Here is an 18,478-nt window from a genome sequence, read left to right as displayed (position 1 = left end):
TGTCTCGTCATCCTTCCGCTTTTAACTCTAGTAAAAGGTCGCGCAGTTCAGCAGCACGCTCGAAGTTGAGTGCTTTTGCCGCTTCCTTCATTTCTTTTTCCATATCTTCTATCATCTTTTCGCGTTCTTTCTTCGTCAACTTATTCAGCTTAGCAACTGGTTGGTAGTCTTCCTGTTCTTCAGCAGCATGCGTGGCTCGAATAACGTCACGAATAGCCTTTTGAATCGTTGTCGGAGTTACACCATGCTTTTCGTTATATTCCTCTTGAATAGCACGGCGTCGCTTCGTTTCGCTGATAGCTAGCTCCATTGAATTCGTCATTTTATCCGCATACATGATTACGTGACCACTCGAATTACGAGCGGCACGACCAATCGTCTGAATGAGTGAACGCTCGGAACGTAAAAATCCTTCTTTATCTGCATCAAGAATAGCGACTAATGATACTTCTGGAATATCTAATCCTTCTCTTAACAGGTTGATTCCTACAAGTACATCATACTTTCCTAGACGAAGCTCACGAATAATCTCAATCCGCTCTAACGTCTTAACTTCTGAATGCAAGTATTGTACTTTAATCCCAATCTCTTTTAAGTAGTCAGTTAGATCCTCAGACATTTTTTTCGTTAATGTAGTGATAAGGACGCGCTCATTTCTTTTAATCCGCTCGTTTATCTCTCCTATTAGATCATCAATCTGACCTTCAATCGGACGAACATCAATCGTTGGATCAAGTAATCCAGTCGGACGGATAATTTGTTGAACCATTTCTGGAGTATGTTCAATCTCATAAGGTCCGGGTGTAGCTGATACGTACACAATTTGATTAATATGCTTTTCGAACTCTGGAAAGGTTAATGGACGATTATCCATAGCTGATGGTAATCGGAAACCGTGGTCAACTAGGACTTGTTTTCGAGCTTGGTCTCCGTTATACATCCCACGAATCTGCGGGAGAGTAACATGGGACTCATCAATGACAATCAGTAAGTCTTCTGGGAAGTAATCTAGTAACGTATATGGTGTAGATCCTGGTGGCCTTAATGTTAAATGACGGGAGTAGTTTTCAATTCCTGAACAGAAGCCCATTTCTCTCATCATTTCTAAATCATAACGAGTTCTCTGCTCAAGGCGCTGAGCTTCTAGCAACTTGCCATTCTCACGCATTTCTTCTAAACGTTCTTCTAACTCTTTTTCTATATTTTCAATCGCAACTCTCATCTTTTCTTCACGGGTTACGAAGTGAGATGCTGGGAAGATGGCTACATGATCACGTTCACCCATGATTTCACCCGTTAAGGCATCCACTTCACGAATTCGATCAATTTCATCTCCAAAAAACTCTACACGAAGACAGTGTTCATCTTTAGAGGCAGGAAAAATCTCCACGACATCTCCACGTACACGGAATGTTCCGCGCTGAAAGTTAATATCATTTCTTTCATATTGAATATCTACTAATCGATGTAAAAGTTGATTGCGCTCAATCTCCATCCCTGTTCGTAAAGACAATACTAGATCTCGGTATTCTTCTGGAGACCCTAAACCATATATACAAGAAACACTGGCGATAATAATGACGTCTTTCCTCTCAAATAAGGAAGAAGTCGCCGAGTGTCTCAATTTATCAATTTCATCATTAATACTTGCGTCTTTCTCTATAAATGTATCGGTTTGTGGTACATACGCTTCTGGTTGATAGTAATCATAATAACTAACAAAGTACTCAACCGCATTATTCGGGAAAAACTCTTTAAACTCACTGTAAAGCTGTCCAGCAAGGGTTTTATTATGGGCAATAATTAAAGTGGGACGGTTCACTTCTTTTATTACGTTAGATATTGTAAACGTTTTACCTGTACCCGTTGCCCCTAATAATGTTTGGTGTCTTTTCCCTTGATTAATTCCTTCAACTATTTTTCTAATCGCTTCCGGCTGATCTCCTTGAGGCGAATATTTTGAGACTAATTCAAATTGGTCTTTCACAAAAAAAGCCTCCTGTTCAATAATTCAAATCTGTTCGAATTTCACAAAGAACGCACAATGATATATGTTAAGATGCCCATTGATATTGAAATCAGCACGAATTTTGCCTAGAAACCAAAGTGGAAGCTGATTCTCTATTCACATCATTCATTCTACCACAAACTAGTAAAAACAAACCAATCATTTACGAACAAATATTCGTTTTTTTTATTTTTAGAATAGCGTATTATCATCCACTTTCAATTCTCGACACAAACAGACGGATAAGAGTTTTAAACAAACGTTTGATTAAAACTCTTTTAAGCTTAGTTTATCAATCATTCACTATAAAAAAACTGTCGATTCCCTTTCGACAGTTTTTTTGCATTCCCTATGCAGACTTACGTAAGCTTTTAAATACTCTCCAAATTCCATAAAAGATTCCACCAATAATCGTGTACCCAACGACTAGTATGAGGAGTGGCACATAGCCTGGTGTGTTTCCTGAATCGGTCGACATGGCTGCTAAGAAGAGTGGAAGAATCGGTAGAAATATAATGCCCGGTCCTAATGTAACAGCAATAAGACCAATGAGGATAATCATGATCCAGCTTTTTTGATTTTTACTTTGCTCGCTTTTTATTTCCTCTTGGATCGCTTCATCTTCATAAACTACAAGGTCTTGATTATTATTTTTACTCCCTTTTATTTCTGCTAGAGCTTTTCTAAAATACTTCCACCAGAAGTATAGGATGACTCCACCAAATCCTAGATAAAATAATAGAGAGAATAAACCATTATCCAAACTAAAAAGCACTAACATGAGAAATGGTAGTCCAAATTTCAGAAAGAATATGACTGATAAAATTAAATATACGTACGGCCAAATTGGCTTTTTTTCTTGCATATTAGTCCCCCAAAAATCTCAAACATTTCATTGCTTTTCTATTATAATTAGGAAATATTTTCTATACAACATATTTTTTGTAAGGACCATATTAAGTATAAAACCATTGTTCTTTTAAAAAACATAAGAGGTGCTTATTATGGCTAGAAGAAGACGTCGTCCGCTTGTTCCTGGGTCACAACCAGCATTGGACCAACTAAAAGCAACTGTCATGAAAAAACAAGGCTATGATGCCGATATAGAGAATCCCAATGATGTAAAGTTTGAAGTGGCGGAAGAGGTGAATGTCCCTCTTAAAAAGGGATACAATGGGCATTTAACTTCCCATCAAGCCGGTAAAGTTGGAGGCCAAATTGGCGGAAGTATGGTAAAAGAGCTTGTTCGAATGGCTCAAGAACGGTTAAAGAATAATAACCAATGACAAGAAAAGGAGCCTCCTGCTGGTTTAGGAAGCTCCTATTTCAAAAGATTTTATTCATACTTTATCCGATAAATCTTCGCCATAGCCTGTACTCGGTCTGTGACATTTAGTTTTCTAAAAATATTGGTGATGTGGTTTTTTACGGTATGTACACTAATTATTAATAGGTCTGCCACTTCTTGATTATTCAATCCCTCTAGAACTAAATGTAGAACTTCTTGCTCTCGTGTTGTTAAAGGGAGCTGCTTAATCACACTTTTAACATCGCGTATTTTTTCAATATCTTCATTATTGATGTTAATGTCTATATTTTTAGATCGAGAAGGTTCGTTTCCGTTATACGTCTTCGTAAATTGTAGATATGCATTTTCTAACTTTTCCTTTATCCCTACCTCAATCTCTATATATTCAAGGCTAGTTTGTAACCTCTCCCCTTTTACCAATAGTAAAATTAGAGTAAGCAGTTTACATTCTTTCGTTGACGAACGACTCATGCCCTCAGTAACAGCCTTGTGATATTCAGTTAGTAACGGTAATTTCCCTTTTAATTTTTCGTTACCTTTAAGATAGTTTAGAGAATAAGGGATGATTTTACATACCCCTATTAGTTCTTCCTTTTTTTCGTTGTTCAAAGCTAAAACTTCACTAAATAATTTACAAAGCTCGATTGCTTTTAATGTAGTTTGATACTCTATGTAATTCCATTCCCTTAAACTCTCATGCATGACTTGAATCGTCTCTTCATCACTCGAGTCGTGGTACTTTGTTTGGTTATATTTTAAATTTAGTAATTTTGATAATAATTGAACAAGAGGCTTACATTCTACATGATCCGTATCTATACATTCTACAGAGATAATTCCAAATACGCTGCCTTCCCGTTCGATAAAGATATGTTCATAAGTTGAGAAGCTAAGGCTAGGCTGTTCCTTTGATTGACCCATGAATTGATCAACAAGAGAGCGATGATTAAGCATTAATTCGTTATTTTCATTCCCTCGAAATCCGTGTTCTCCATTGTTCAAAGTGTAACTAACGTATTTTCCTTTACTCATATTCGTTAATACATCAAGTGCTTTATATAATAGATTTCTTGGTTCTTGTGAATGAAGACAAATATCCATAACATCCAGCAACTGATAATAGTTTTGATTATGTAGATTTGCTTTTTTAGTCAGTTCAAGAACTTCTGTCTTTTCTGATAGAAAGTGAGTAAAATATTGAACTGCTTCAGTAATCATATCCTTTATAGGTTGCTCCTTTAACCTTCCACCAAAAATCAGTCCAACAACATTTCCTCTCCTTTTTACTGGATAGGCAAAAAGATGGCTAGGATAGATTCCTAATCGATGAAAATAATCTAGTCGATAAGAGTTCCCTATGTTACTCCAGTGCATTCCTTTTTCCATTGCTGCAGTTTGCCCTAACAACCCTTCCCCGATAAAGAAGGATTGATGTTGAAGTGTTTGTTCTATTTCTCCGTATGTAATCTCAATATTAAAGCGGTCATTATGAGTCTTTTTGGCGAAACCCATAAAATCAACCTCATTAGACTGAAGCATCCACTTAAAGAAACAATGGACTGTCTCATCTTCTTCCTTATCAAAAGAGAACAGTTTAGCCATGTCTTCTGCTTTTAACCGAAAGAATTGGTTCTCTTGTTCTATTAATAGGTTGCTTATTAAATAGTGTAATTTATCAATCTTCTTTAATAGGAAGGAATTTTTTTCATCGTTACCTAAATGATTATTCACACTATTTTCATTTTCAAAAGGACCTACTAATAAAAAGCATGGTTCTGGCTCAATTTGAATAAGGGGGGAGATAACCATATTATTATTTAAGTTAATTTTAGAGTCATCTGCTAAAGATGAAATAACTGGTTTTTTTATTAATTTTACTAAGGAAAGGATGTTATCCATTCCTACTGCTTGAGAAATAACCGTTTTAGTTAAAATCTTTCCTGAAGAACTAACTAGACAAATTGGAATCTTTATAAAAGAGGAATATGTCTCCAACAGATCATCCAATATATTTTTATTTTCAATCATATGAAGCACCTCAAAATCAGTCTCTATGTTTAATATCGGATACATTCCCCATACCTTTTCAGGTAATATCATCCAATATAAGGCTGCCTAGTAGGAAAACAAACCTACACAAATTGACAGCCTTATTAGTTCTTATAAAGCCACTTGCTCGCAAGTTCATTCCATGTATCATACAGCTCTTCAAACACTTTTGGTGGTACTGGCTTACTAAAATAGAAACCTTGAACCGTTTCGCACCCCGAGTTCCTTAAATATTCTATTTGCTGTTTCGTCTCAGTACCTTCAGCAATCAAGTTAATATTTAAAGATTTTCCCATTTGGATTATGGCTTTAACAATGACTTGATCATAATGATCTTGTTCTATTTCTTTTACAAACGCTCGATCAATTTTAATCGTTTGAATAGGAAACTTCTTTAAATAATTTAAAGACGAATAGCCTTTCCCAAAATCGTCAATGGATACACCTATACCAATATGTTTCAATTGATCTAATATTCTAGTTGTTTCTTCAATACTATGGACTAGCATATTTTCAGTGATTTCAATTTTAAATTGTGATGGGTTAATCTTTGATGAAGCAATTGCTTCGTTAACGGTTCCAACCAATATATCCGATTTAAACTGCACAGGTGAAATATTCACTGAAATACTTAATTCTTCTAACCCCTTACTAGACCAAGCATATAATTGATTACAAGCTTCTCGTATCAACCATTCTCCTATTGGGATAATCAGTCCTGTTTCTTCCATTAAAGGTATAAAATCAGCAGGTGATAGATAACCATATTTAGGATGCTTCCACCGCAATAATGCTTCTGCACCTATGATTTTTCCAGTCCTTACGTTTACTTGAGGTTGGTAAAATAACTGCATCTCTTTTCTTTCTAATGCATAATAGAGATCATTTTCTAGCGATAATTGATTCGGTCTAGGATTACTTAAATCTTCACAATAATATCTAATATAGTTTCTACCTTCTCGTTTTGCTTCTCTACATGCTAACTCGGCATTTTTGATTAAAACCTCACCATCATATCCATCATGTGGATAACCAGCTAAGCCAAAACTAGCAGTCAGATAAAATTCTTGTCCATTTACCTTCCATGGTCTTTTAAAAACCTCGGTAATGGAACTTATTTTTTCAGATAGTTTTGGATTACCAATTTGCTGATTAAAAAAAACAACAAATTCATCCCCACCAATTCTAGAAAGCAATTCGTCCTGTCCAAGAATGTCTCTAAGCTCTCTAGCGATATCTTGTAAAATACGATCTCCGTTTTGATAGCCAAATGTATCGTTTAATATTTTAAATCGGTCACAATCAATAAATAAAACTGTGAATAAGCGATCAGAAAGTTGCTCTGAAATTTCTTGATTAATAAGTGAAACTAAATAAGACCGATTCGGCAGAGATGTTAATTGATCATAATAAGCCATTTGCCTTAATTCTTTTTCTTTTACATACCTCTCAATTGCTAGAGAAGCAATATGGGCACAATCTTTTATAAGTTCTTCATCTTGTTTTGAGGGGAAAGAAACCTTTAAAAAGTATAGACTAATAACCCCTAACATTTGATTTGTATTTGAAAAAATAGGGAAGACCCAACAAGATTTTAGTCCTTGTGAATCAATCTTAAAAAGCTTATTTATGTCTTCAATGATTAATAATTTTTTTATTTGAATAATTGAACTGTAAGTTTTATTGTAAAGCCTTCCCGCTATTTTATTTAAAGATAAAGGAAGTCTTGGACTTGCTCCTAGTTTTAACTGGTTATTCATTTTGTCTACTAAGTGAATGGAACAGTAAGCATGAGGATAAAGTCTTTCAACCAATTCAGCAATTTCAGAAAGTGACTTGGTGATATTAGGAGCGGAAGTAATGGATTTTAACACCTCTTGCTGACCCTTTAATAAAATTTCTTTTGTTTTTTCAAATGTAATATCATAACACGTTAATTCAAAATATGGGTTATATGAGTTGACTCTTCTGATAATCCCCCTAACCCACAGAGTCATCTCATTGATTAACAATCGAAACTCCCACTGAATATCATCTAAGCCTTTCTGACAATTGTTCCAAACAAGCATAAACATCTCTTGATCTTTAACATAAATAATGGAAGAGATGTCTTTTCCAGCCCACTTCCCATCTAGATCCGCCTCTTGTATTTGGCCATGAAAATCGAGTTTAAATGTAAACGAAGGAACTAGGGGTCTACTGTTACTAAATGGCATGTTGGAACTTTCTAATACAGTAATAGGGTTCATTCCCCTCCCTCATTTCTAAAGGCTTTTTCAAAATTGAATTGCTCCTTACATGCTTAAATCTGGGAAAACAGTCCTTTTAAATATTAGAATTATAACTCTATTTTTACGAAGGAAACATCATCTTGACCTTTAGTCACTTCCCCATTTTTAAGAGCTTCAAGAACAAGTTCTTCACTCGTTAGGTGCTGATTTCCTTTATAAGTGCTAGCTACCTCTAAAATCGCTTCATTTATAGATAGGTCATGATAGTATTCAAGAAATCCATCCGTAAATAAGAGAATTTTAGATCCGCTTTCATATGGTAGCTTTTTAACTTTCGGTTTTTGGTTCTCTAGAATCCCAAGTGGAGTACAAGTGGATTCTAAAAGAATATTATTTTTACTAATTACTATTCCTGAAGGATGTCCAGCATTGACATACTCTATTTCTTTCTTTTGCGTGTCTACTACTAGGTAAAGCGCAGTAAAAAATCGAATAGAGTCTATATTCTTCGTAAAAAGTTGATACATATGTTGATTTAGTCTTTGAATCACTAGTTCGGGTTCTTTGGTTTTCGTTATAATTCCCTCTAATAATGAGCGAATAGACATAGAAATCAAGGCTGAAGAAACACCATGCCCCATTACATCTAATATGATAATTCCGAATCGATTCTCATCAAGTTTATACCAAGCGTACATATCTCCACCGATATGTTTAGCCGCAATATAGTGTCCAGATATATGGATATTTTTATCGCGTATTGGCTTACTTAGTACACTCTCTTGCAAGACTTTAGCTAAATCTAGGTCACTGTTGATGACTTGTTCTAAACGGTCTTTTTCCGTAATATCTCTTGCGATAACAAATTTTCCTTCTAGATGGTTATTAACAAAAATAGGAATACTTTTTAAATCCACTTTTAAATGCATACCCTTTTTATCAACAACTTGATAGATTCCTTGAATAACCTCACCATTTCTAACAGATTCAAAATCATGTAGGGCTCTATGTAAATCATTTTTGGACAATAAATCGATATAGTGACTACCGATCATATTCGTACCAAAGTCTTCTATCATTTTGTTATTGACTTCTTCTACAAATCCATCCTTATTAAACATACATGCATAGTGAGGATTTTTTTCAAAAAGACATTTATACCTTTGACTTAAATCTTCAAGTTTTTTGGAATAGTTACTTTCTTTTGTGATATCTTTTGCTACACCAATTAATCCAACAATGTCTCCTTTTTCATCTGTATAAGGGATAGATAATACCTCCATATCAATAATCTTCCCATTCTTATGTTTGATTCTTTCCTTAGCAATAAAAGATTCAGAATCAATTTGAAGGTTTTCATTATGAAATTTATTCCTTATATCTTTCCTTTGACTTTCAAGAAACATATTAAAATGCTGACCAATTACTTCCTTGGGTAAATAACCAAGAATGGTTGTAGTTGCAGAGTTGATATCAACTACAACCCCATCCATGTTGACAATATAAACAATATTTAAGGGATTTCTAAACAGAGTCTGATATCTCTCATAACTAATCTTCATATCTTTTGAATACTGATTTAGTTTCTTATATTGGTCATTTAATATAAAACCAAGTGGGAAACGTAATAACAAATAAATAAAAATTAAAATAGCCACTTTCCCTAATTGTGAGTAAATTCCTACTTTGTCAAGGAAGTGATAAATCTCTCCTATAAAATAAAGAGTGAGGATTTCAGAGCTTAAATAAATAATAAATAATATATATATAATTGGTTTAAAAGTACTTTCCTTAAGTAATTCCATATGAAACCCCCTCTAAATTTTTGAAAGAACTTAACGGAGAGTTCTAATTTTGTCTATTATTTTGAGGAAAAATACTCGACCGCTTCTTCTTTAGATTTAAAGAGCTCCATAAAAAATTCAAATTTTACAATGTGAAAAATCTCATCGATAGGTGGTTTTATTCCTGCCACAACTAACTCTTTATTAACTTTCTTCGCTTTCATTGCTGTATCAGCAATACAGCCAAGTGCAGAACTATTAAGGTAAGTTACTTTTTCTAAATCGAGAATTAAATATCTTTTCTGAGTAGATTCTAATAGACTTTCTAGATTTACTTTGAATTGTTCTACATTTTTTATGGTTATTTCTTGGTTTACTTGTAAAATATCCATGCTATCCATTTCAATAATCAGCACCTTTATTCACCCATTTCCTTCATCATGTAAAGTTCCACATAGTTATTTTCTTCTCTCAATTCAACTTGGTCCATTATATTCGTAATTAATGTAATCCCACGCCCACGTAAACTGGTATTGATTTGATCGTCCTTAGTTATTTCAAACAATTCTCCCTTATGTCGAACAAATATTTCAAATGTTTTAGATGTGACCGCCCATTTTATAAATAACGATTTATACCCTTTTGATTTACAATATTCGTAAGCGTTCGTACATGCTTCCTCTGTAACAAGTCGAAGTTTCATCACAATATTTGGGGGATAATCTTTTTGTAAAGCTAATTTCTCTGTATGATTCATCGCATTGTATATATCATCTATTGTTTTGAGTTTCCTAAAGAAACACATTAATAATCACTCCCCCTTTCAAATCCACAGATTTCTCTTTTGATTTTATAAAGATAGATATTTCATAATTTCATCATACATTTGATCAATGGGAGCTTGTTTATCTACAAGTCCAGCCTCGAATACCACTTTTGGCATGCCATAGACTACACAAGACTCTTCAGATTCACCTAAAACCGTTCCACCAGCTGCCTTTACAGCATGACACCCGCGTAATCCGTCATCACCCATACCAGTTAATATGACAGAAAGTAGTTTCTCTTTACATGTAGTGGCAATAGACAATAAGGCCACATCAACAGATGGTTTGTATAATGTTTCGATAGGAGCCGTAATTTTCAATCTAACTTTGTACCCGTCCTGGTCATTTTTTTGCACCGTCGTTTGCAAACCAGCTGGTGCGATGTAAATGGTGCCTGCCTTCAAGATTTCGTTATGCTCAGCTTCCTTCACATGCAACTCACAAAGCTTGTCAAATCTCTCCGATAATGGTTTTGTAAAACCAGGTGGCATATGCTGAATGACGAGAATAGGAATATTAAAACTCTTTGGAAATTGTGTCAAGATGGTTTGTAATGCGGAAGGACCACCTGTGGAACTACCAATAATGACTAAATCTTTCATATAGTTTTTTATTTTTAAATGGTTCGGCTCTACTGGTTCTACCACTTCATTTGAAACTTTAACACGTTTTCTCTTAGGTATTCTGGCATTTGCCGCTAATAAAACTCTTTTATGAAAATCAATAATGATATCTTCCTGACTATTATTAAGTAAGTTTTCCTTCATTACAAAGTCAACGGCTCCCCGCTCGAAGGCCTCTAAAGTGGAATCTATTCCATTACTAAGCATAACCACTGGAACCGGACATTCTTCCATTAAATAATCCAATGTTACTAACCCATCCATTTCTGGCATTTCTATATCTAAAGTGACTACATCAGGTTTTAACTTTTTTATTTTTTCAAGTGCGTCTAAGCCATTTCTTGCTTTTCCTATAACATACATTTCAGGGCTGTCCTCAATGATAGAGGAAACAAGCTTTCTCATATAGGCGGAATCGTCAACAATTAAGACGCCAATTCTAGGTTCCATGCTTTACCCCTTCCTATAGTAAAAGGTTCCTTGTGTATTTAATGTTTCAAAACCGATATTTAAATTGGAGATGTTCTCAGCATGTCCTAAAAATAAATAGCCACCTTTTTTTAGAGAGTGGTAAAAATACCGTACGACTTTTTCTACCGTTTCAGCATCAAAATAGATGAGTACGTTTCTACAGAAAATAACATCGTAATTCTGTTGGTTTTGCATACTTTTTTCATCTAGTAAATTTAGATACTTAAATTCGACTAACTCTTTTATAGACTCTTTAACACTGTACTCGTTTTCACTCTCATCGAAATAAGTAGATAACCATTGTGGTGGTATTCTTCTAAACGATAAGGAACGTTTATTATAAACTCCGTTACTAGCTGCCTCTAAAACTCTTTTATTAATATCGGTACCAGTAACCTGACCTTTTACATCTGATTGACTGAGAACTATTGCCAATGAATAGGGTTCCTCCCCTGTTGAGCAAGCAGCACTCCAAATCTTTAAGGGTTGATGATGCTGAGGTAAAATATAATCCCGCAAAACGGTCAATTGCTTTTCTTCTCTGTAAAAATACGTTTCATTAATCGTTAGCAATTCTACTAATTGGTCCCATTCACTTTTAGATTCCTCTAACAACCGAATGTACTCCCATATAGACAGATTTAAGTCTTGTAATCTCTTTGAAATCTTAACTTCTAACGAGCTTAAATTATTTACATAGTTTAAGCCGCAATAATAATAAACGATTTGACTTAATTGCTTTAATGAAATATTATCCACGTTTCTTATCTCCTTACTTTGATCTTGGGCTGTTTTCGTATACAAAGCTTAAGAATTAGAACTTTAAGGAAAACCGCTGATGTTAGTCGCATCAACGGTTTATTTCTACTCATTCTATATCACTTGCATTATCTAACCTGAAGTGTTCTTCTTATTTGGTTATTTTGTGTTTGAATGTCAGAAGAAACTTTTGCGATTTTATCTAAACCTCTTACATTTTTGCTCGCTAAGCCTTGTGTTTCTCTTACTGCACGTTCTAGACTAGTGACTTCGCTTGCTTGAACCTTCGTTGCTTCTGTTACTTCAGCTGATTGACTAGTAACCTTTTTAATTAACTCAACCACCTTATCAGTTTCAGCTGCTAGCCCTCTTGTAGAGTTTGTTACATTCACCATTTGATTTCGAATATTTACAACACCTACTACTATTTCCTCCACAGCCGATGTTTGTTCTACTGTAGATTGAGTCACAATTTCTGCTTGTGTTGTAACCTCACTTACGATATTTACAATTGATTCTGCTTGCTTTGTTTGCTCTGCTACCGATTGAGTGATTTGTAGCATTTGCTCTTTAGCATTTTGAATATCCTTTACTATCCCTTCAACACCTATGGCTTGTTCTTTTGTTGCTTGTGCAACCAACTCTGCTTGGTCAGTAACATTTCCAACAGACGCAACAATCGATTCAGCTTGTTTTGCTTGCTCCACAGAAGACACAGCCATTTGCTTCAACTGCTCACGTGATTCCAAAATACCAGCCATAATTTCTTCTACATTCGCTGCTTGTTCTTTTACCGCTTCTGTTACTTGACTTGATTGGGATGTAACATTTTCTACTGCTTTAACCATTTCCTGTGCTTGTCTTGATTGTTCTTCTGTCGCAACAGTAATTTGTCTTGCTTGCTCACGGGCATTGATAACGCCACTAATGATTTCTTTCGCATTTTCTTTTTGTTCTAGTGTTGCTTGAGTGACTTGCTCCGCTTGGTTCGTTACAATTGCCATTGCTTTTACAGCATCTTGAGCTTGAATTTTTTGCTGCTCTGTCGCTGATGTTATTTGTCGAACTTGTTCACGGGCATTAATGACACTCTTAATTATATCTTCTACACCAGCAGCTTGTTCCCTCATGGACTCAGTAACTTGACCTGTTTGATCAACCATACTGTGGATTTCTTTAGTAATTCCTTGAGCTTGGTTTGCTTGCTCTTCCATAGCTACAGTTACTTGTCTTACTTGTTCTTTTGCACTTGCCACGCCTCTTATAATTTCCTCTGCAGCTAATGTTTGTTCTTTTGTTGCTTCTGTAACAATCTCTGCCTGTGTCGTTACATTTACCATTGAATGGACAACAGATTGTGCTTGTCTCGCCTGTTCCTCAGTTGCTACTGTAATTTGTCGCACCTGCTCGCGTGCATTTGTTACGCCTTTAATAATTTCCTCCACACCAGCAGCCTGTTCTTTTACCGCTTGCGTAACTTGCTCTGTTTGACTTGTCATATTTTCAACTGAGCGTACAATATGCTGAGCTTGCTTCGCTTGTTCAGCCGTTGCATCTGTTATTTGGCGGACTTGGTTTCTCGCATTTATTACACCACTGATAATTTCTTGAACACCTTCTGTTTGCTCAACCGTTGCTTTTGTAACTAATTCTGATTGCATGGTTACGTTTTCAACTGACTTAACAATTTCTTGAGCCTGTTTTGCTTGCTGAGTAGTAGCTGTTGTAATTTGGGCAATCTCAGTTGTGATATTTTCTACACCTGTAACGATTTTTTCAATTGCTTCACTTGCGCGATCTGATAGTTTAGACCCTTGGTCTACTTTTTGTTGTCCTATTTCGATTGCTTTAATCGCATCCGATGTTTCCCCTTGAATTCCTTTAATTAACGTAGCAATCTCTTTTGTTGCAGAAGCCGTTCTTTCAGCAAGCTTTCTCACTTCATCTGCTACTACACTAAAACCCTTCCCGTGCTCACCAGCTCTTGCTGCTTCAATGGCTGCGTTTAAAGCGAGTAGATTAGTTTGTTCTGCAATATCGTCAATAACTTCAATAATACTGCCAATTTCATCAGAGCTTTTTCCTAGACTTTGCATAACCGTTGATGCTTGTTGGACTACCGTACCAATCTCCTTCATGCCATCAACAGAACTTAATACAGCCTCTTTTCCATTTTGCGCATCATCTGCTACCTTATTAGTTAATTTGTTTACGTTTTCTGCATTTCCAGCTACTTGTTCAATCGAAGCAGCAATTTCCTGAATGGATTCGTTTGTTTCTTTAGCAGAATCAGTTAAACTTTCTGCGTTGACTGAAACACTTTTAATAGACTTACCCATTTGTTCGATTGAAGCGGATACTTGTTCGACCGAACTTGCTACATTCTGGGCATTCCCCGCTACTTGTTGTACCGATGCTGCCAATTCTTGAATAGAAGAGGCTGTTTCTACTACTGATTGATTCAAGCTTTCCGCATTCCCGGCTACACCTTTTACCTGGCTTCCCATTTCTTCAATCGCAGCAGATACTTCTTCTACCGACATAGCTGTGTTACGAGCATTCCCAGAAACTTGTTCAATAGAGGTTGCCATCTCTTGGATGGAGCCATTCGTTTCCCTAGCAGATAATGCTAGACTTTCCGCGTTCCCAGCTACACCTTTAATGGATTTGCCCATCTGTTCAATGGATGCGGAAATTTGTTCAACCGAGCTTGCTGTGCTCTCCGCATTCCCTGCCACTTGTTCAATCGATACGGCCATTTTCCCTATTGCCGAGCTTGTTTCTTCAACAGAAACTGCTAATACTTCCGCGTTGTTTGCCACACCTTTTACTTGGCTTCCCATTTCTTCAATTGCTGCTGAAACTTCCTCTACGGAAGCCGTTGTACTCCCCGCATTCCCTGCCACTTGTTCAATGGAGATGGCTAATTCTTGAACTCCATCGTTTGTTTCCTTAGCAGAACGAGTTAAACTTTCCGTGTTGCCAGCCACCTGTTCAATCGATGCGGCTAACTCTTCAATTGATACAGAGATTTCTTCAATTGAACCAGAGGTACTTTTTGCATTACCTGCTACTTGTTCAATTGATGCAGCTAATTCCTGGCTAGCACTCAACGTTTCACTTGCAGATATAGTAATACTTTCTGCGTTTCTTGTTACACCTTTGACCGATGCGGCTAGTTCTTCAATAGCAGCAGCAATCTGTTCTACAGATTGTGAGGTCCTACCAGAGTTAGCTGCCATTTGCTCGATAGAAGCGGCAATTTCTTGAATTGCATCTGTGACACTCTTAGCAGAAGAGGTTAAGCTTTCTGCATTCTCGGCCACACCTTTAATCGATTGACTCATTCTTTCAACTGCTACAGATACATCTTCAACTGACTTAGTTGTGCTCTCAGAGTTACCTGAAACTTGCAAAATGGATGCTGCCATCTCTTGTATTGAGTGTGAAGCCCCTTGAGCTAATCCCGATAAATCTTTGGCATTTTTAGCTACACCCTTAATTTGGCTTTCCATTTCTTCCATAGCAGCTGCAATTTCTTCAATGGAAGAGGAACTGCTTGTTACATTGCCATCCACGTCTTTGATAGAACTTAAAATTCTCTCTAATATCTTGAAAGATTCTCCCGTCATATCTTTGAGAGATTCTGCATTTTTTACAACACCACTAATAGATGTAGATAAATTTGTCATCATGGCTACGGTTGTTTCAAGAGAAGAGGCTTGCTGATCAGACCCTGTTGTTATTTGTCTTAAGCTCTCCGAAAGTTCTAATATATGATCCTCTAAACGATTCGTTGATTGGGAAAACTCTTCAAGATTTAATTTTGATTTTTTAAAAAAACTCATATTTAAAACCTCCTAATGGGCTTATATAGTTACTGTTTCGTTAAGATGTTCTTTTAGCTGTTCTGTATTAATCGTACTTAATACTTCATCAAACTCTAGTAAAATAACGACTCGATTTCCTAGTTTGCTTATACCTTTAATAAATTTGGACTGATTATACTGATTGTGGGCAGGTGGTTTTTCAATCGTATTACTACCTGTTTTCAATACTTCTGTTACCTCATCTACTAAAATTCCAATATCTTGATGAGCTTCCTCAACTACAATAATTCTTGAAGACTTTGTCTGTGCTTTTTGTGGCAGGTTGAACCTTTCACGCAAATCAATGACAGGTAACATCGTTCCTCTCAAATTAATTAGTCCGAGTAAATCCTTTGGAGAATTAACTACTTTTACAATTGTTGGAACAGAAACGATATCTTTTGCACGACCGATATCTATTCCATACTCTTCTTTATCTAACTTAAAGGTTACAAACTGACCTTCATCTTCTAATTCCTTTTTACGATTGTTATCTAAGTTCTCGTCATCTTGAGTTCCTTCTTCTCTAACCACTCTAGAAACATCGAGTATTAAAGCTACACTGCCATCCCCCATAATCGTTGCACCTGTTATGTATGGTGGAGATCCGATATAGGAGCCTAGAGATTTAATAACAATTTCTTGGTTTCCTAAAGTTTTGTCAGCAATTAACCCAATCCGTTTATCGGCTATTCCTACAACAATGACAAATTCACGTTTCTTCTCGCGACCAGGCCCTTCTTCTTGAATACCAAGGCGTTCTTTCATTCGAACAAGTGGAAGTACCCTCCCGCGGACTAATCCAACTTCTTTGTCTTTAACCATTTGAATTTCTTCTTTATTTAAACGAATAATTTCCAGCACATTGACCAATGGAATAGCAAATGTTTTTGAACCAAACTTAACGAGAAGGGAACGAATGATAGCTAACGTTAATGGTAGTTTAATGGTAAAAGTAGTCCCTGCTCCTACAGCCGTATCAATATCAATGATCCCGTTTAATTTTTCAATATGAGAGCGGACAATATCCATTCCTACTCCACGGCCAGAAACATCCGTCACTTTCTCAGCTGTAGAAAAACCAGATTTAAAAATCAGGTAAATCAAATCTCTCTCAGCCATCTTATTTGCATCTTCTTCTGTAATTAGTTGTTTCCTAATGGCAGATTCTTTTACTTTTTGAGGATCAATCCCTCTTCCGTCATCTGAAATAGAAATGACGATATGATTCTCTTCATGGGCGGCTCGAAGTTCAATTCTTCCTTTTTTCGGCTTCCCTAAAGCTTTACGTTCTTCTGGACTTTCTACTCCGTGATCAATAGAGTTTCTTAGAAGATGGATAATAGGATCACTTATTTCCTCAATAAGTGTGCGGTCCAGTTCGGTTTCTTTTCCTTGCATGATAAAATTGATATCTTTGTTCGCTTTTTGAGCTGTATCACGAACCATTCGTGGAAAGCGGTTGAAAAGCTGTTCAATTGGAAGCATCCTCGTTTTCATCATGCCTTCTTGAAGCTCTGTAATGACGCGGCTCAAATGGTTCGTTACTTCATCGAGAATATCAATATCTTCTTCACTTCTAGATTGCAGCCCTGTTAATCGGCTTCTTACATCTACTAATCTCGTTTGGTCAATCACTAACTCGCCAACGAGATTCATTAAATGCTCGAGCTTATCTACATCTACCCTGACTGTCGGATTTACTTTCGCTTTAGAAGTCCCCGTCTGAGGTTGACTAGTTTGAGAGACTACAGTTGTTTCCAACATCTCTTTTTCTTCGTGCTCAACACCAGTCAGATCATTAATGCTTACTGACCTTATATCTGATATTTGGTTAATGATGTGCATAACTTCTTGTTTCGTTTGCGTCGTGACGAGAACGAAGCATAATTCGTCGTCAAAATTTTCATCGCTTTCCATGACTTCAACAGATGGGTAGGTCGCTACGATTTCTCCCGCTTCTTTTAGGTTATTGTGTATTAATAGTGCACGAACATTTTTCATAATGGCACTTTCAACAATCCTAATGGTAATTTCAAGTGCGTGATGTCCAATTAACATTGCTGATTGAATAATATTTTTTTGAAATTCATCTAGCGGATGCTTTGGATTGGAAACCACATGTGGTTCTGCATGTATCGTTTTTTCTTTTTGCCCCTCACTATTTTTAAAGGCGCTTAGTTTATTTACATGTGCTGTAATATCAATGGTCTCTAAAGTACCATTTACGATTGCTTGCTTTAACTCTTTTATAAAATCAATACTCTCAAAAATGACATTAATTAATTCTGAAGTTACATTTAACCGAGAACTTCTAATGAGTTCAAAAATACTTTCTAGATGATGAGTAAACTCTTTCATTTGCTCAAAACCCATAGAAGCGGATGAACCCTTTAAAGTATGTGCGGCCCGGAATATATTTTGAATTGTATCTATACGTTTTGGGTCTTTTTCTAATTCTAAAATCTGTGAATCTAGTATTTGTAGTTGCTCGTCTACCTCATCTAGAAACACACCAAGATAGGCAGACAAATCAAAGTCTTTCATC

Annotated in this window: 12 protein-coding genes; 1 reads left to right on the top strand and 11 read right to left on the bottom strand. The window is 36.0% G+C overall.

Annotation, left to right across the window (positions count from 1 at the left end):
- Positions 1–7: 7 nt before the first annotated feature.
- Together uvrB and SM124_RS20605 are read right to left on the bottom strand one after the other, a co-directional pair.
- Entirely contained in the window at positions 8–1,987 is a 1,980-nt protein-coding gene (gene uvrB / locus SM124_RS20610; RefSeq protein WP_322448412.1) for an excinuclease ABC subunit UvrB, read from the bottom strand.
- Positions 1,988–2,357: 370 nt separating this feature from the next.
- Entirely contained in the window at positions 2,358–2,873 is a 516-nt protein-coding gene (locus SM124_RS20605) for a hypothetical protein (RefSeq protein WP_322448411.1), read from the bottom strand.
- A gap of 139 nt (positions 2,874–3,012) precedes the next feature.
- On the opposite strand from SM124_RS20605, the gene SM124_RS20600 reads away from it, so the two are divergent.
- Positions 3,013–3,294, top strand: coding sequence for an alpha/beta-type small acid-soluble spore protein (locus SM124_RS20600; protein WP_322448410.1), 282 nt, complete (start codon positions 3,013–3,015; stop codon positions 3,292–3,294).
- Positions 3,295–3,344: 50 nt separating this feature from the next.
- Here SM124_RS20600 and SM124_RS20595 read toward each other — a convergent pair whose 3' ends face one another.
- The 9 genes from SM124_RS20595 to SM124_RS20555 all read right to left on the bottom strand — a co-directional run bounded on the left by SM124_RS20595 (position 3,345) and on the right by SM124_RS20555 (position 18,477).
- Positions 3,345–5,345 carry a response regulator transcription factor gene (locus SM124_RS20595; RefSeq protein ID WP_322448409.1) on the bottom strand — a complete coding sequence of 667 codons (2,001 nt, stop codon included), beginning with the start codon at positions 5,343–5,345 and terminating at the stop codon, positions 3,345–3,347.
- A 125-nt stretch (positions 5,346–5,470) separates the two neighbouring features.
- Entirely contained in the window at positions 5,471–7,615 is a 2,145-nt protein-coding gene (locus tag SM124_RS20590; RefSeq protein WP_322448408.1) for a bifunctional diguanylate cyclase/phosphodiesterase, read from the bottom strand.
- An 89-nt stretch (positions 7,616–7,704) separates the two neighbouring features.
- Positions 7,705–9,402, bottom strand: a complete 1,698-nt coding sequence (locus tag SM124_RS20585) for a SpoIIE family protein phosphatase (protein WP_322448407.1) — start codon at positions 9,400–9,402, stop codon at positions 7,705–7,707.
- 56 nt (positions 9,403–9,458) lie between these two features.
- Entirely contained in the window at positions 9,459–9,797 is a 339-nt protein-coding gene (locus SM124_RS20580; protein ID WP_322448406.1) for an STAS domain-containing protein, read from the bottom strand.
- Positions 9,798–9,799: 2 nt separating this feature from the next.
- Positions 9,800–10,186 (bottom strand): ATP-binding protein, encoded by a 387-nt coding sequence (locus SM124_RS20575; protein ID WP_322448405.1) that lies wholly within the window; start codon positions 10,184–10,186, stop codon positions 9,800–9,802.
- A 45-nt stretch (positions 10,187–10,231) separates the two neighbouring features.
- Entirely contained in the window at positions 10,232–11,281 is a 1,050-nt protein-coding gene (locus tag SM124_RS20570) for a protein-glutamate methylesterase/protein-glutamine glutaminase (protein ID WP_322448404.1), read from the bottom strand.
- A 3-nt stretch (positions 11,282–11,284) separates the two neighbouring features.
- Positions 11,285–12,061 carry a CheR family methyltransferase gene (locus SM124_RS20565; protein WP_322448403.1) on the bottom strand — a complete coding sequence of 259 codons (777 nt, stop codon included), beginning with the start codon at positions 12,059–12,061 and terminating at the stop codon, positions 11,285–11,287.
- A 128-nt stretch (positions 12,062–12,189) separates the two neighbouring features.
- Positions 12,190–15,909 carry a methyl-accepting chemotaxis protein gene (locus tag SM124_RS20560; protein ID WP_322448402.1) on the bottom strand — a complete coding sequence of 1,240 codons (3,720 nt, stop codon included), beginning with the start codon at positions 15,907–15,909 and terminating at the stop codon, positions 12,190–12,192.
- A gap of 21 nt (positions 15,910–15,930) precedes the next feature.
- Entirely contained in the window at positions 15,931–18,477 is a 2,547-nt protein-coding gene (locus SM124_RS20555; RefSeq protein ID WP_322448401.1) for a chemotaxis protein CheW, read from the bottom strand.
- Position 18,478 lies beyond the last annotated feature (1 nt).

Origin of the sequence: Robertmurraya mangrovi (assembly GCF_034427655.1) — a bacterium.
Classification (GTDB): Bacteria; Bacillota; Bacilli; order Bacillales; family Cytobacillaceae; genus Robertmurraya_A; species Robertmurraya_A mangrovi.
This window is presented reverse-complemented; position numbering and strand designations above follow the sequence as displayed.